This is a genomic window from Fructilactobacillus florum 8D, assembly GCF_000512295.1.
GTDB classification, from domain to species: Bacteria; Bacillota; Bacilli; order Lactobacillales; family Lactobacillaceae; genus Fructilactobacillus; species Fructilactobacillus florum.
On record NZ_ALXG01000045.1, the window covers coordinates 1 to 15655 of the forward strand.

Here is a 15655-nt window from a genome sequence, read left to right on the forward strand (position 1 = left end):
GCAGGAGATCACGAGTTCGAGTCTCGTACGGACCGTAAAAAGAACCCTATCATTGATAGGGTTCTTTTTTTGCCTTTAATTAAATATTTTGTTTTTGCTCGAGAGCTTGATAGCTAGAATCATGGTAATCAACAGTAAAATCGTTTTTGAAATTCTGGTAGGTAATAAAAGCGGCGGCTGCGGTTTTTTTCCAAGCCAAACAATCAAATTCACTTTTCCAAGTCGTTAACAAAATTTTTTGATCTTGATTATTTTCAGCCTTTAAATAGTAAACACTTTGCAATCCGTTAGGTTGGTGTGGATTACTAATGAAATCACTGGCTCGTGAATTTAAAACTTTTCGATGTTGTTCGTCAGGAGTTACTTGAATGATGTTGAGATAATCATGCCAGTCATCAGTACCGCTGTGATCAACGACACGATAAGTAATCGGGGTAACGAAAATCGGGCTTTTACCTGAATAATCGATTAGTTGAACACCGCTAGTTCCACTAATCCCGGCAAACAAAGCTAACTGGCGCTTGGGGTAGCGCTTTATAATTTGATTGAGAACGGCTTGCGAGCCAAAAGTTACTGAAATTTTATCAATCATTGTATTATCTCCATTCAATTTGGTTTACATTTAGTGTAGAATAAAGTACCTTAAGTTAAAAGTAAAATTATTTAAAAATGATGAGGTTAGTAAAATGCGTGTAACTATTTTAGGATTTTACGGTGGGTATCCATTTGCAGGCATTGGGACTAGTAGTTACTTGATTGAAACAGGAACCTACAGACTCTTGTTAGATTGTGGAAGTGGAGCGTTGTTGGAATTAGAAAAGCACTGTGACCCTTTACAATTAGATGCAGTTTTATTATCTCATTACCATGCTGATCATATCGCTGATTTAGGCGTTTTACAGTATTATTGGCAACTTCATGACCGACGACCGCGCCGTTCCATTTTGCCAATTTACGGACACCAGCTTGATCAAGCTCATTTTCAGGAATTAACCTGGCCACATGCAACCCAGCGTCAAGCTTACCTGCCTACACAAGTTAATGAGCTCGGGCCCTTTGAGCTTTCATTTTTGCGGACGGTTCATCCAGTACCAGCCTTTGCCATACGGATTGTTGAGCGTGCTACCGGGCATGCCCTGATGTACACTGCTGATTCAGCATTTTTTCCAGGACTTACAAAATTGGCGCAGCGGGCAGATTTGGTTATTGCAGACACTAACTTTGCTGCTAACGATCAACGAAAGCACTGGCATTTGACATCTGTCGAAGCAGGACGCTTGGCTCGTCAAGCACACGTTTCACGACTGTTACTTAGTCATTTGCCCCAAACCATTCCACCTGAGCAATTACGTCAAGAGGCTCAGGCAGAGGCCGGTACAAACGTCACCGTTTTATTACCATCTCAGGGGCAATCATTAGAAATTTAATGAACTAAAGAGGGATTACAGTGAAATTTAAAAAAACGAATGAAGATACAATTAAAGTCTGGGTCGATAGGGCTGATTTAAAAAAGAGACATATTAATTTAATGGAACTGGTTGAGGATCAGGATAAGATTGAGGACTTTTTTTATCAAATTCTAGAAGAAGTTGATGTCAATCATGAATTTTCCAATAATGAGTTAGTTTCATTTCAAGTTATGCCAGTTGCAAGTGGGTTTGAATTAATCATTAGCAAGGATGAAAAATTGGTCGCTAAGATGACTTCTAGTGTCGCTGAACCAGGAGAAAAGTCAGGTGGCGATGAGTTTGATGAAGAGCACTTACAGCGAACGGTTGCACTCCAGTTTACTAATTTCGATGATCTAGTTGCTGCCAGTCAAGCCTTGAGTAAGGCACCGCGTCCTACTGGAGTTGAACTGCAGAGTGCACTTTATCGTAATCAACAAGGGTATGAATTAATTTTAACTTACCGACTGCTACCTAGTGGCGCTACTACTGATTTTTCCGCGGTTAATCAAAAATTAGTTCAGATTGATAACCAACTTGCGCTGGGCTACGAATACGGAAAGTTAAGTCCCCAAGAACCAGTTTATATTGAGAAAAATGACCGTCAGTTGCTGGGAAAGCAGGCGTTGCCGACATTAAATCAGTATTTTGGTTAGAAAATAATCATTTACGTATTTAACTGGGGTCTACAAATGTTAACAGCATGGAATCAGTATCATCAGTTAATTACAGCTAAGGGAGCCAAAGCAGGTCAACCTTATGTCTGCCCGGGATGTCACCAGCCAGTGATTTTAAAACGTGGTCAACAAAAGTTAGCACACTTTGCGCATCAACAGCACCAATTGTGTGGAGCCAGTGAGAGTGAAAGCCCGGAACATTTGCAGGGGAAATGGTTTTTAGCCACTGATCTAAGGACGATTTTTCCTCGAGTTACTTTGGAAAGTTATCTGCATGCGATCCGCCAACGAGCCGACATTAGGTGCGATCAGGTGGTCTTTGAGTACCAGTGTAGTCCACTATCGACCCAGCGACTTTCTGAAAGAATTTATGGATACGCCCAAATTCAGTTAGTTTCTTTCTGGATTCTTGGGAATCGATATTATCAGCAACGTTGTACTGCTTCTTCAGTGCAACGTTTTTTACGTTTTCGAAAGACAATTGGATATTATCTGGTTTTTTTACTAGAACCACAAAATCAGTATCGCTTGCGGTATCAGATCCAATTACACGATCACCACCTGCAGTTTCAAGAACGGAGTTTTACTAGTTTTCAAGCTGTGCAGCATTTTTGGAGCAAGGGGCATTTGCAAACCAAGAAACCCGATTCACTTAGCCATGTAACAAAAACTGTGGCACGGCGATTGCAGCACGGACAGGCTCCCTATCTCGAACTTCAGTTAAGTTGTTATCAGGCCGGGTATAACCTATTGGGATGCCCGTTGATTGTACATTGGCCACGGTTCCAGTCCCCACTAATGAAACCAGATTGGCTGGGATGGCGAATTCGTTGCCTCTTATTGTTGCAAACTAGGCGTGAAATAGCAGTAACAACCCTTTATCAAAGATCTTGCAACTTGATTCGGAGACGAGCAACGTATCCGTGTTTGCACGATGTGAACAATCTGATTTTTGCTCAGTTTGAGGTTTTCTTAACGGCACTAATTCGACAGCGTTTGGTGCAAAGAACTCCAACAGGAGTGATCCTGATAAAAAAAATCCCGTGGTTTTCGGACACTTCTGTTAAACTAAAGGAAATTACAAAACAGGAGGGGAAATAATGACTGCCAAAGCATTGCCTAAAAGAAGTGAGGTTGATCCTCAATTAACGTGGGATTTAACCACTATTTTTGCTAACCAAGCAGATTTTCAAGCAGAGTTAGTGGCTGTAAAAACGTTGGCACAACAGTTAAAAAAGACAGCAGTGACTAAATTTATTAGTGCAAACACGCTTCAAGCAGCGACCGAACAGGTTTTGCAGTTAAATCGAAGATTTGAAAAGGTGCGCGTCTTTGCAGAGTTACAAAATGATGTGGAAACTACTGTACCAAGTACCCAAGCAGCCCTTGTTCAAACTGAACAGCTTGATAATTTAGTCAGTGAAGCTCAGGCATGGTATCCTAATGCGGTGGTAGCCACTGGAGCTACTTTGATTACTACTTGGTTAAAGAGCTATCCGTCATTACAGACTTACCATCGTTTCCTAGAACTAAATTTGCGAGCTGCTGGACACTTGCTTCCAGTAAATCAGGAACAGTTATTGGCGCAGGCAACTCAAATTTTTAATGCGCCAGAAAAAATTTTTAATCAGCTGGATAGTAGTGACTTACCGTTTCCAACGGTAACTGATGAACAGGGAAACCGAGTACAGCTTTCAAATGGTCGCTACGGATTACTATTAGAATCAACTCAGCAAGCAGTGCGGGCTGAGACTTTTCACAAGACTTATGAAGTTTACCAACAATTTCAAAATACGTTTGCCACAACTTTAGGTAGTCAAGTAAATGCTAATAACTTTAGCGCCCGAGTTCATCATTTTGAAAGTGCACAGGCGCAGGCGCTATTCGAAAATGAAGTACCCCAATCGGTGTTTGACACTTTAATAACAGAAGTTCACCGTCACCTGCCACTTTTACAGCGCTACGTGGCTTTACGTAAGCGTTTTTTGCACACGGAACAACTGCACATGTATGATATGTATGTTCCCTTAGCGACTTCGCCCCAAACCAAATATACGTTTGCTGAAGCAAAACAGCTGGCACGACAAGCCTTGCAGGTCCTTGGACCAACTTACCAGCAACTGATGGAGACCGCTTTTAAGCAACGTTGGATCGATGTGGTTGAAAATGAAAATAAGCGAACGGGAGCATACTCTAGCGGATCATACGATACAAATCCGTTTATTTTGTTAAACTGGCAAGATAATCTAAATAATGTATATACTCTAGTACATGAAATGGGACACAGCATCCATAGTGCCATGACTAGAAAGCATCAACCTTATCAAACCGGTGATTATTCTATTTTTGTGGCTGAAATTGCGTCCACAACTAACGAAAATTTATTGACTGACTATCTTTTAGAGCATACTACGGATGACAATCTCAAAAAATACATTCTGAGTCTCTATCTCGAAGGGTTTAAAGGCACAATTTTCCGCCAGACGCAGTTTGCAGAATTTGAAAAATTAATTCATCACGAGGCTCAGCGGGGGACTCCACTAACTGCTAGTCAATTAAACCAGTGGTATCTGCAACTTAATTCGCAATACTACGGTCCCGATTTACAAGCCGATCCTGAAATTCAACTGGAGTGGGCTCGTATTCCTCATTTTTACTATGATTTTTATGTATATCAGTATGCTACTGGTTATGCTGCGGCCATTAATTTGGCAGAAAACTTGGAAACAGGGGGACAAACTGCTCGGCGCCAGTACTTTAACTACTTGCAGGCCGGCAATTCAAAAGCGCCACTAGATATTATGAAAATGGCAGGGGTCGCAATGGATCAATCAGCTTACCTAACTAAGTCCTTTACCCAGTTTGAAAAGCGGCTAGCTGCATTAGAAAAATTAATTTAAAAACCGCCTAGGCGGTTTTTAAAGAATATGAAGATGAGAGTTCGCCGGTGCTTGTGGTTTTTTATTTGTCTCCAGCCGGCTACACAATTCAAATAGCTTGGAATACTCGATATCTTGGATGCGGATCCCCTTGTCAGCAGTAGCGCAGTCAAACAGCACCAAACAATCATGATTGCTCACGCCCATTTCGCGGGACAGCTGTTGATCAGATTGTAAAGCTTTTTCACAGAGTTCTGAATTTCGATCAGTTTTGAACATTTGTAAATCAAGCTGGTTATTCTGCGCAATCTGCCAAACTAGCTCTTCGGAATAAGTTTGTTTTTTGATAAGCAGAGCTTCTTGTAGTTCAGTTAAAAACGAACGCCCCTTCTTACAGCCTTGAAAAAGCGCAGCTTTATAATCTAACGTAAGATGGTAAGCATCTAGGTTACCAGTTAATCCCTCACTAACGGTACTAAGCTCAAACACGGGAATAAATTTAATCCGGACTTTTTGTTGGAGGGCAGTGGCTACTTTTGTAACGTCTTTTTCAGCGGAAATACACTTCGTACAAGTGGGATTAACGAAGAGATACATTTCAAGCATAATTAAACCCTTTCGTGAACTTAAGCTTTTCTTATAGATTAATGTACTTTCAAGAATAACAAATTTTTCCTGATTTTCAATTAATTTGTTTGTGAAGCATAAAAATAAATGTGATATGATTAGCAAAGACATTAGTAGAATTGGGGTGGTTCCGTGATTGAAGACTGGGATTTATTCCTTTTTCCCTACGAACAAGCTGCTAAAGAATGGAAAGATAAATTACGTGGCATTCGTAACGAATATCAAAGTCGTAATCAGCAGTCACCAATTGAATTTGTGACTAGCAGAATTAAGGCAATTGATAGCATCCAAGAAAAAATGAAACGGCGTCAGATTACTTCCGATCGTTTATCAGAAGACATGGAAGATATTTGTGGCTTGCGAATTATGTGCCCATTTTTAGACGATATTTATACCGTAGTTGAAATTTTGCGCAAACGAAATGATATCAGTATTATCTCAGAAAGAGACTATGTGAATAATGAAAAAGAAAGTGGCTATCGATCTTACCACATTGTGTTTTCATATTCGCTACAATTAGTCGATGGGACACGTCAGATTTTAGTTGAAATTCAAATTCGTACCCTGGCAATGAATTTTTGGGCAACATTGGAGCACTCACTTAATTATAAACACGGTGATACTTTCCCAACAGAAATTCATACGCGGCTGCAAAAAGCCTCAGAAAAAGCTTTTCAGCTTGATGAAGAGATGTCTCAAATCAGACATGAACTAGAAAAGAGTAATCCTGCCACGCCGACAGAACAAGAGGAACATTAATAATGCGGATTGCAATCTATGGAAATGATCGAAAAACTTCTAGTGAAGTTGCTACTAAATTATCACAATTAATCCAAAGCTCAGACGAACTCGTTTTAGACGAATTAAATCCGGAAGTGGTAATTTCGGTTGGTGGGGACGGGACGTTACTGTCTGCTTTTCACCACTACAATGATTTGACAGAAAAAGTTCGTTTTGTGGGAATTCACACCGGTCACTTAGGATTTTATACGGATTGGCGTGATAATGAAGTTGAACAATTGGTTAGTAGTTTAGAACATGATAACGGGCAAAGTGTTAGTTATCCGCTCTTAGACATTGAAGTGTCGTATTCTGATCGAGGTAGCAATGATTACATGGTGGCTCTGAATGAATCAACGGTCAAAAAATTATTTGGGACAATGGTTGCTAAAGTATATATTAAGGATCAGTTATTTGAGAATTTTCGAGGAGATGGGCTTTGCATTTCAACACCGACAGGCTCAACTGCTTATAACAAGTCCGTCGGTGGTGCTATTATTTCTCCGAACTTTAATGCCGTGCAAGTGGCTGAGATGGCATCGATTAACAATCGGGTATTTCGCACGATTGGTTCCCCAATTATCGTACCACCAACGGAATCGGTGACAATTGTTCCTATGGTTTCCTTGCATAATGTTCTAACGTGTGATCAGTTGCTGATTGTTGATCGCCCGATCAAAGCAATTACTTACCGAATCTCGCAGCGTCGCATCTATTTTGCAAAATATCGGCATACTCATTTTTGGGAGCGCGTTGGAAACTCCTTCATTGGAGATGATCTAGATGATTAGCTATCAATGGTACCATCAAGGTTCGCAGCCGCTGTTACTGCGAACCTTTTTGTTCCAGCAGGGAGTAACGCGGACATTATTAAAACGGATTAAATATCACGGTGGCTCCCTGTTGGTTAATCAAATTGCGGTTCATAGTGATTTCTCAGTGCAACCGGGCGCTTTAGTGCAAATTATTTTGCCACCCGAGCCGCAAAATCCAGTGTTACAGGTCTCCAATTTACCAATTGAAATTCTACTTGAAACCGAAAATTATTTAGTGGTGAATAAACCAGTCCCACTGGCAACGGTGCCATCACGACTTCATCCAAGAGATACCTTAGCTAACCGAGTTTTGGGTTATTTTGTGCGCTCAAAAGCTGCCAGTCAAGTTATTCATGTAGTCAATCGGTTAGATCGAGAAACGAGTGGTCCCGTTATTTTTGCCAAAAATGCCTTAGCACATGCAATTTTGGACCAAAAATTTCAAACGCACGAGATTCATAAATTTTACGTGGCGGGCCTACAAGGACGGATTCCATGGCGTCATGCTGAGATCAACTTACCGCTGGGCAGAATGGAAGGGTCGTTCTTAAAAAGAACGGTTCGCGAAGATGGCAAACCATCGCGGACGGAATTTTGGCGGGAACGATTTACTGCGACACGTTCCTTAGTTAAAGTCCAGTTACACACGGGGCGGACGCACCAAATTCGGGTTCATTTTGCAGCACTGGGGTATCCGCTATTGGGGGACTGGTTATACAACGACCATCCCACGGATTTTTCACATCAGGCATTGCATTGTTATCAGATGTCCTTTTGGAGTCCGTTGGATCGGTGCCAATTAACGGTTACGGTACCACTGCCAGCTTATTTTCAGACCCTAATTCCAGATTAAAATTTAAGTGCTATGATTAGAAATGGAGAAGCTTATGACGAATCACATTGTACTTTTTGAACCACTAATGCCAGCCAATACAGGTAATATTGCTCGAACTTGTGCTGGGACAGACACGGTCTTAGATCTCATTAAACCGTTGGGATTTAAAATTGACGATAAACATTTAAAACGAGCTGGGTTGGATTATTGGGATCAAGTTCAGGTACATGTTCATGAAAACTTACCATCCTTTTATCAGACGATTGCTGATCCTGAACATGAACTATTTCTTGTTTCCAAATTTGGAACAACGGTTTATAGTAATCGTGATTATACGAATTCAGATCATGAATATTACTTTTTATTTGGTAAGGAAACCACGGGGTTGCCTGCTGGGTTTGAGCAACAACATGCCGATCAGACAATTCGCATTCCGCAAAATGATGATCATATTCGGGCGTTGAATGTTTCGAATACCTGTGCAATTGTAATTTATGAGGTTCTCCGCCAACAGCAGTTTGGATCATTGGACCAGGTTCACCACTATGAGCATGACAAATTAGCAGCTTACAAAGCAAAAATGGGGTGATTTTGTGGCTCGAAAACAAGGAACGAAGCGAAAACCAGCAGCTACTCGGCGTCCACGAAAAAAGCCAGCCAGCAAGCCGTCTCGGGTACATTGGGATCATTGGTGGCGAAAACATTGGCAGGTTTGCATAGGATTTTTATTGGGTGGAAGTTCGCTACTGGGAATTTTTAAACTTGGAATTGTAGGGGTTGGTACGGCAAATTTGATGCGGCTTCTGCTTGGAAATATCTATCTAGCTGGTCTATTGGGGTTGTTATTGATAGGTGGCTGGCTAATTGTAGGACATCCTGCGATTAAAATTGCAATTCATTACTGGATTGGGTTATCGCTAAGTGTCTTGGGCTGGTTGCTCTTTGCTGCGGTTTTGATGTTTAACGAGGTGGAGCAACGCCCCCAATTTTTGCGAATTGTGTGGGAAACTTGGCAACAGCAATTTCAAAGTGGACAGATCACCGCTGATATGGGTGGTGGGATACTTGGAGCCACACTGGCAGCCGGTTTAGTACCGCTCATTTCCAGCATTGGTTGCTTATTTTTGGGAATTTTTTTGGTTGGGAGTGGGATTCTTATTTTCTTCGATGTCCCCTTACTTGCTTGTAGCCGTTTTTTGGTTCAATTAGTGAGTCAAACGTGGCATCGTTTAAATAATGATTGGCACCAGCACCAGCGTAATATTCGCATGCGAAAAGCAGAGGCTGTTGAGCAACCCCCACGTACTAAACAGTCATACACTCCAAAGCCTACTGAGCAAGCGCAGTCCGCAGAGCCGCAACCAGTCATCCACCGAGCTTCGCCAACTGATGATGTTGATGAACCAGACTTTGTCCAACATCCACAAGTGCAGGGTGATTATCAGCTGCCGACAACGGATTTACTAACTAAGTTGGCTCCAACTGACCAAAGTCAAGAAGACCATGATATTGATAAAAATACTGAGATTTTAAAACAGACGCTCCAAAGCTTCGGTGTTGATGCTCAGGTTAAAAATGTGAGCTTAGGTCCATCGGTGACAGAGTACGAAATCCATCCAGCAATTGGGGTTAAGGTTAGTAAAATTGTAAACCTCAGTGATGATTTGGCACTTGCGCTGGCCGCAAAGGATATTCGAATTGAAGCACCAATTCCAGGTAAATCATTGATTGGAATTGAAGTTCCCAATAAAGAGATTGCGACGGTATCATTCCGTGATGTGTTTGAACATCAGGGACAAGCAGCCTGGGAGCAACTTTTGAGTGTTCCACTTGGTAAGGATGTTAATGGAAATGTGCAAACCTGTGATTTAACTAAAATGCCACATCTATTAATCGCAGGTTCAACTGGGAGTGGGAAATCGGTCGCAATCAACGGCTTTTTGACTAGTATTTTACTGAAAGCCGCTCCTTCGCAGGTAAAACTAATGCTGATTGATCCTAAAAAGGTGGAACTAGGAGTTTATAATGGAATTCCTCATCTTTTAAGTCCAGTGGTTTCGGATCCAAAAAAGGCAGCACGTGCTTTGAACAAGGTTGTTGCGGAAATGGAAAAACGATACGAACTGTTTGCGAAAACCGGTCAGCGAAAAATCAGTACTTACAATCAATTTATTAGAGAAAAAAATGAAAAAGAGCAAACTACAGTTCCTCAACTTCCTTACATTGTAGTGGTAGTTGATGAATTAGCTGATTTAATGATGACCGTTTCCAATGAGGTTGAAACAGCGATTATTAGATTGGCACAGATGGGACGAGCGGCAGGCGTGCATATGATTTTGGCCACCCAACGTCCGTCGGTTGATGTCATTACTGGTCTCATTAAAGCCAACGTTCCTTCCAGAATTGCATTTGCGGTTTCTAGCGGAACGGACTCGCGGACCATTTTGGATGCCAATGGTGCTGAGAAACTGTTGGGACGTGGAGATATGCTTTATCAACCAATTGATCAGAATAAACCAGTTCGAATTCAAGGATCCTTCATCAGTGATCAGGATGTTGAAGCCGTAGTTAAGTTTGTTCGTGAGCAGGCTGACCCGGATTATGATGAAGAGATGGTTGTTAGTGACGCTGAACTAGAAGCTGAGGATGAAGCTGCCGACCAAGATCCATTATTTGCAGAAGCGCTTGCATTTGTGGTTTCAGAGCGCAAAGCAAGTACCTCGATGTTGCAACGTCGTTTTCGGATTGGGTATAATCGGGCAGCTCGAATTATTGATGAGTTGGAGCAGCGGGGCTATATCGGAGCGCAACACGGTAGTACTCCGCGAACGGTTTATAAACAGCCTGATGATCAATCATAGCTACAAAAAAAGAAAGGTTTGCGAGGCAACCTTTCTTTTGATTACATACCGCCTAATAATGGAACTACCGCACCAAAGACGACCCCTGCTAGAGTAACGATAATCATGACCCATACAAAGATGAACAGGATTTTTTGGAAGGTAGATCGATCTTTCCATTTCATTCTAAACTACACCGCTTTCTGCTTTACATGGTATTTATTTCAGTGTAACCGTGACATTCTGACTTTGCAAATTTTGTTTAAATGATGGAGGGGTACTTTCAATGGGAACCGTTAAAATTCCAACGACGATCATCGCCTTATTGCAGCAGCAATTGTGGCCGTTAGTATTGTTTGCTGGAGGTGGATTACTGCTGAGCATTTGGCGACGGCTACCATTTTCACCACAGCTAAAACGACTCCGCGTCCTTGATTTCTGGATTTTTCCAGCTAGTTGGTTGGTGCACGTCACGACGTTACAAGCAACCGGAGCCTCATTGCTGCCGATCCTGTTTTGTGGATGGTTTGTGATAGGTTTAGCTTGGTTAAGTTGGCTTTGGTTCGTCGATGGAGAAGTCGTGATGACGCGATTTTGGTTTTTGTTTTGGAGATTTGGAGATTTATACTGGTTATTTTGGTATTTTATTTGTTTAGGTGGAGCGTTGCTAATCCGCATTAAATAAAGCTTTCTTAAAATTTTTTTAAAGGAAGCTTTATTTTTGTGGAGTAAAAATGGAATTAAGTGGTTGAAAGTGGTGCTTTGTGGTAGACTAAAATTAACCGATCAGAAAGCGGGGTGATTTGCAGTGTTTTTTGGTGAATATCGTCACAATATTGATACAAAAGGCCGGCTTATTATCCCTGCTAAATTTAGAAATCAGCTCAAACAACATTTTATGATTACTCGGGGACTAGATGGATGTTTGTTTGGATATACAGCAAGTCAGTGGGAGCAAGTCCAAACCGAGGTTGATCAGTTGCCCTTTAATAAAAGCGCAGCGCGCAAGTTTTCCCGGCTGTTTTTCTCAGCTGCGACTGAGTGTGAACTCGATAAACAAGGACGGGTTAACTTGCCTGAGCCGCTACGAGCATATGCATCCCTCACTAAGCAATGTGTGCTTACTGGTGTTTCCAGCCGTTTTGAAATTTGGGACGCCGCTCGCTGGCAGAAATATAACGAACAAGCTCAAACAGAATTTAATGATATTGCGGAAGATTTGCTGGATTTTTAACAGAAAGGTAGGTGAGATTGATGACGGAGTTTAAACACCAAACGGTTCTATTAACCGAGGCGGTTGATGAGTTGTCAATCAATCCGGCCGGTATTTATGTAGATTGTACTCTCGGAGGTGGCGGTCATAGTCGCCGCATTGCTGAGCGCTTAGAAACAGGTCACTTATTTGCGTTTGATCAGGATGAAGCGGCAATCACTTACAACCAAAGCGAGTTAGCTGATCAAAAGCAAAAGATTACCTTTTTACATGAAAATTTTCGAAATCTAAAGAAAGCACTGCAGGAGCAGGGAATTAGTGAGGTTGATGGGATTGTCTATGATTTGGGGGTTTCTTCTCCACAATTAGACGAGGGGGCGCGTGGGTTTAGCTATCAGCAGGCTGCGCGCTTAGATATGCGAATGGACCGCCGTCAACATTTGGATGCTTGGGAAGTCATTAATCATTATTCATACCAGCAACTAGTGCGAATCTTTTATCGTTATGGTGAAGAAAAGTTTGCAAAGCCGATTGCCCGCAGAATCGAACAAATTCGAACTGAGCATCCGATTGATACGACGACGGAGCTTGCAGACATTGTTAAAAGCGGGATTCCAGCAGCAGCTCGCCGTCATGGTGGTAATCCAGCGAAGCGGGTGTTTCAAGCGGTTCGGATTGCAGTTAATGATGAGTTAGGGGCTTTAGAAAGTTCCTTAGAACAGGCGTTGCAATTATTAAAGTTGCATGGACGCTTGAGTGTAATCACGTTTCAGTCACTAGAAGACCGATTGGTAAAGGGGATCTTTCGAGAAAAGACCACCATACCAGATTTACCAGCTAATCTACCGGTGATTCCGCCGGAATTGAAGCCAAATTTTAAGTTGCCACAGAAAAAACCGATTTTGCCGAGTCAAGTTGAACTGGATAATAATCACCGCGCTCATAGTGCACGGTTGCGGGTCATTGAAAGAATCAAATGATGGTAGGGGGATGCGATCATGATGCAAGATGAATTAGTACGAAAAAGAAATTATGAAGTAACGACGCCGACACCACAGTTGACACCAACGCCAACACGGCAGCCGGTGGTTAACTCACGATTACGTTTATCAGGTTTTGAGAAAACACTGATGGTTACTGGGGTTGTTCTCATTGTTGCACTCATGGTTTCAATCGTGAATACTAAATTTGAAATTGGTCGCTCCCAACGAAAGTTGCAAGACACTACTTCACAAACCACTGAATTGAAAACGCATAATCAAAATTTGAAACAGGAGCTGGACAGTAACGAAAACGATGCCATTGCGAAGATGGTTAAGCAAGACCAACTTTCCATTAACAATGGGCAAGTAAGGGATGTTACGCGATGAATGAACGTCAAAAGATTCAGCAATCAGATAAAGCAGCAAAATCACGTCGAAATTTTGGACGGATTCTGTTGCTTTTTGTCGTTATTGTGTTTGGGTTGATAATTGTATCATTTGCACAAAAGGCAATTTTTAAAACAGCGAATCATGTTAACCTTTCTCGCCAAACTCAGCATTTATATAACAAAACTAGTATCATTAAGGCTCGTCGTGGTAGCATTTACGACGACAAGCAGCAACCATTGGCGGAGGACACTAACACCTATTCGATGTATGCTGTTCTTGACCGAAGTCAGGTTACGGATCGTAAACGTCCAGCGTATGTTCAAGATAAACGCAAAACAGCCCGAGTACTGTCTCAAAATCTCCCAATTTCAGAACAGCGAGCCTATCAGGTTCTAACGGAACATCCGCGCGCCTTTCAAGTTGAATTTGGAAACGCAGGTAATAACATTCCGTTGGCGGTTAAACAAAAGATCGAGAGTCATCGGCTACCGGGGTTAATGTTTATTCCACAGCAAGCGCGTCTCTATCCAAATGGAGTTTTTGCTTCCCACGTTGTTGGGCTGGCTTCCTCAACAACCGATCCAAAAACGAAGCAACCGATGTTGGTTGGTCAAATGGGGATTGAAAAAAACTTCAATGCGGAATTGACCGGTAGAAATGGGCTGAAAAAAAGCCAACATGATAACTATGGCTATCAAATTCCTTCCGAAAAAGGAACAGAGTTACAAGCCCGAAATGGTGACAATGTTCATACTAATATTAACTCCAGCTTAGAGTTGCTGTTGGAGAATCAGATGAACAAGGTTGATGCGGAGGTACATCCGAAGGTTTTGAACGCCATGTTGATGGATGCCAAGACTGGCAAAATTGTGGCAGCAGCGCAACGGCCATCATTTAATCCAACTACTGGAACGGGATTGGACAATGTGTGGCGGGACACTTTGACACAAGATCTTTATGAACCAGGTTCGACCATGAAAATCTTTACAATGGCGGCCTCGATCGATAGTGGAAACTACCGGGGATCTGATTTATACCAGTCGGGAATTTATAAGATTGGTAATCAAATTGTGCCAGACTGGAATCGCAATGGCTGGGGTGATATTTCTTATGACAAGGGTTTTGCACTTTCAAGTAACGTGGCGATGGCTCATTTAGAAGAAAATATGGGACCAAAAACCTGGAATAATTACATCCAACGGTTTCAACTCCTGAAGAACAATGCCTCAAATTTTGATCAACAACCGACTGGAAGCATGCAATTTCAACAACCGATTGAGCAGGCTAATACAGCCTTTGGACAAGGAATTTCCGTTACTGCCCTCCAAATGTTGCAAGGCTTTAGTGCGATTGCCAACGATGGAGAGATGTTGAAGCCCCAGATGATTAATCGGGTAACCACGGCAGATAATCAACATACGGTTAAAAATTATGGAAAAACAGTTGTCGGTCATCCGATTAGTGCAAAAACGGCTGCTGCCGTGCGAAAGCACATGGAAGACGTCGTTTATAAGCCATATGGGATTGGGCAGGATTTCCAGATCCCTGGGTATCGAGTGGCTGCAAAAACTGGAACTGCTCAAATTTCTGATGGCAGCGGTCAATATGAAAATGGTGCTGACAGTTATCTGTACTCTGTTGCAGGAATGGCTCCAGCAAAGCATCCGCGTTATGTCATGTATGTCACAATGAAGCAGCCTCAGCTGGCAACTCAGCCGGCCACGAAGGTGTTGGCAGAGATTTTCAACCCGGTAATGCAACAAGCACTTTCAGTTTCTAAAGGACGCCCCGAACAGGTTCGGATTCCCAATTTAGTCGGAAAAAGTCCAATGGATGCCCAGCAACTATTGAATCAAAAACAAATGGCAAGCGTTGTGATTGGAACCGGTCATGCAATCACGAAACAGAGTCCGGCAGCAGCAGCGCCAAAGGATCTTGCGAGCCGAATTATTTTAATGACAGACGGCCCGATGACCATGCCTGATTTAAACGGCTGGAGTCGTGATGATCTCAATGATCTTGCTCGATTAGTAAATATCAAAATCAATTTTACTGGCGATGGCCACGTGAGCGACCAAAGTATTAAGCCAGGTCAGCAATTTGATGAGAAAAGTACTCTAGATGTTAGTTTGAAATAGCAGCTGAACTCCTAATAGTGAAAGGAAGCG

17 protein-coding genes are annotated in these 15655 nt (G+C 42.2%); 14 read left to right on the plus strand and 3 right to left on the minus strand.

Annotation, left to right across the window (positions count from 1 at the left end):
- Positions 1-79 precede the first annotated feature (79 nt).
- Positions 80-592 carry a hypothetical protein gene (locus tag B808_RS05290; protein ID WP_009167193.1) on the minus strand — a complete coding sequence of 171 codons (513 nt, stop codon included), beginning with the start codon at positions 590-592 and terminating at the stop codon, positions 80-82.
- Positions 593-686: 94 nt separating this feature from the next.
- Here B808_RS05290 and B808_RS05295 point away from each other — a divergent pair, with 94 nt between their 5' ends.
- Genes B808_RS05295 through pepF form a run of 4 tightly spaced genes read left to right on the plus strand, consistent with a single transcriptional unit; the run spans position 687 to position 5025 of the window.
- Positions 687-1427, plus strand: coding sequence for an MBL fold metallo-hydrolase (locus B808_RS05295; protein ID WP_009167192.1), 741 nt, complete (start codon positions 687-689; stop codon positions 1425-1427).
- A gap of 20 nt (positions 1428-1447) precedes the next feature.
- Complete coding sequence (locus tag B808_RS06395; RefSeq protein WP_051393822.1) at positions 1448-2104, plus strand: adaptor protein MecA; 657 nt, start codon at positions 1448-1450, stop codon at positions 2102-2104.
- A gap of 36 nt (positions 2105-2140) precedes the next feature.
- Positions 2141-3226: a competence protein CoiA gene (locus B808_RS05305; RefSeq protein ID WP_009167190.1), complete on the plus strand. Its 1086-nt coding sequence runs from the start codon at positions 2141-2143 to the stop codon at positions 3224-3226.
- Positions 3226-5025, plus strand: coding sequence for an oligoendopeptidase F (gene pepF / locus B808_RS05310; protein WP_009167189.1), 1800 nt, complete (start codon positions 3226-3228; stop codon positions 5023-5025). The genes B808_RS05305 and pepF overlap by 1 nt, the downstream gene beginning before the upstream one ends.
- An 18-nt stretch (positions 5026-5043) precedes the next feature.
- On the opposite strand, the gene B808_RS05315 is transcribed toward pepF, so the two are convergent.
- Positions 5044-5610 (minus strand): DsbA family protein, encoded by a 567-nt coding sequence (locus B808_RS05315; RefSeq protein WP_051393823.1) that lies wholly within the window; start codon positions 5608-5610, stop codon positions 5044-5046.
- Positions 5611-5763: 153 nt separating this feature from the next.
- On the opposite strand from B808_RS05315, the gene B808_RS05320 reads away from it, so the two are divergent.
- From B808_RS05320 to B808_RS05340, 5 genes are read left to right on the plus strand one after another with little or no spacing between them, the layout of a single operon-like run.
- Positions 5764-6390: a GTP pyrophosphokinase gene (locus tag B808_RS05320; RefSeq protein WP_009167187.1), complete on the plus strand. Its 627-nt coding sequence runs from the start codon at positions 5764-5766 to the stop codon at positions 6388-6390.
- A gap of 2 nt (positions 6391-6392) precedes the next feature.
- Entirely contained in the window at positions 6393-7202 is an 810-nt protein-coding gene (locus B808_RS05325) for an NAD kinase (protein WP_009167186.1), read from the plus strand.
- The gene (locus tag B808_RS05330) at positions 7195-8079 is read left to right on the plus strand and encodes an RluA family pseudouridine synthase (protein WP_009167185.1); all 885 of its coding nucleotides are present in this window, start codon (positions 7195-7197) and stop codon (positions 8077-8079) included. Before B808_RS05325 ends, B808_RS05330 begins: the two co-directional genes overlap by 8 nt.
- 34 nt (positions 8080-8113) lie before the next feature.
- Positions 8114-8650 (plus strand): tRNA (cytidine(34)-2'-O)-methyltransferase, encoded by a 537-nt coding sequence (locus B808_RS05335; protein WP_009167184.1) that lies wholly within the window; start codon positions 8114-8116, stop codon positions 8648-8650.
- Positions 8651-8654: 4 nt separating this feature from the next.
- Positions 8655-10922: an FtsK/SpoIIIE family DNA translocase gene (locus B808_RS05340; RefSeq protein ID WP_009167183.1), complete on the plus strand. Its 2268-nt coding sequence runs from the start codon at positions 8655-8657 to the stop codon at positions 10920-10922.
- Between the two features lie 41 nt (positions 10923-10963).
- Here the strand turns inward: B808_RS05340 and B808_RS06505 are convergent, their stop codons facing one another.
- The gene (locus B808_RS06505) at positions 10964-11086 is read right to left on the minus strand and encodes a DUF4044 domain-containing protein (protein WP_009167182.1); all 123 of its coding nucleotides are present in this window, start codon (positions 11084-11086) and stop codon (positions 10964-10966) included.
- A gap of 101 nt (positions 11087-11187) precedes the next feature.
- Between B808_RS06505 and B808_RS05345 the strand changes: the two genes are divergently transcribed.
- From B808_RS05345 to B808_RS05365, 5 genes are all read left to right on the plus strand, one after another.
- Positions 11188-11586: a DUF3397 family protein gene (locus B808_RS05345; RefSeq protein WP_009167181.1), complete on the plus strand. Its 399-nt coding sequence runs from the start codon at positions 11188-11190 to the stop codon at positions 11584-11586.
- A 123-nt stretch (positions 11587-11709) separates the two neighbouring features.
- Positions 11710-12135, plus strand: a complete 426-nt coding sequence (gene mraZ / locus B808_RS05350) for a division/cell wall cluster transcriptional repressor MraZ (RefSeq protein WP_009167180.1) — start codon at positions 11710-11712, stop codon at positions 12133-12135.
- Between the two features lie 20 nt (positions 12136-12155).
- Complete coding sequence (gene rsmH, locus B808_RS05355; protein WP_009167179.1) at positions 12156-13094, plus strand: 16S rRNA (cytosine(1402)-N(4))-methyltransferase RsmH; 939 nt, start codon at positions 12156-12158, stop codon at positions 13092-13094.
- Positions 13095-13112: 18 nt separating this feature from the next.
- Positions 13113-13484 carry a hypothetical protein gene (locus B808_RS05360; RefSeq protein WP_009167178.1) on the plus strand — a complete coding sequence of 124 codons (372 nt, stop codon included), beginning with the start codon at positions 13113-13115 and terminating at the stop codon, positions 13482-13484.
- Complete coding sequence (locus B808_RS05365) at positions 13481-15625, plus strand: penicillin-binding transpeptidase domain-containing protein (RefSeq protein ID WP_009167177.1); 2145 nt, start codon at positions 13481-13483, stop codon at positions 15623-15625. Before B808_RS05360 ends, B808_RS05365 begins: the two co-directional genes overlap by 4 nt.
- Positions 15626-15655 lie beyond the last annotated feature (30 nt).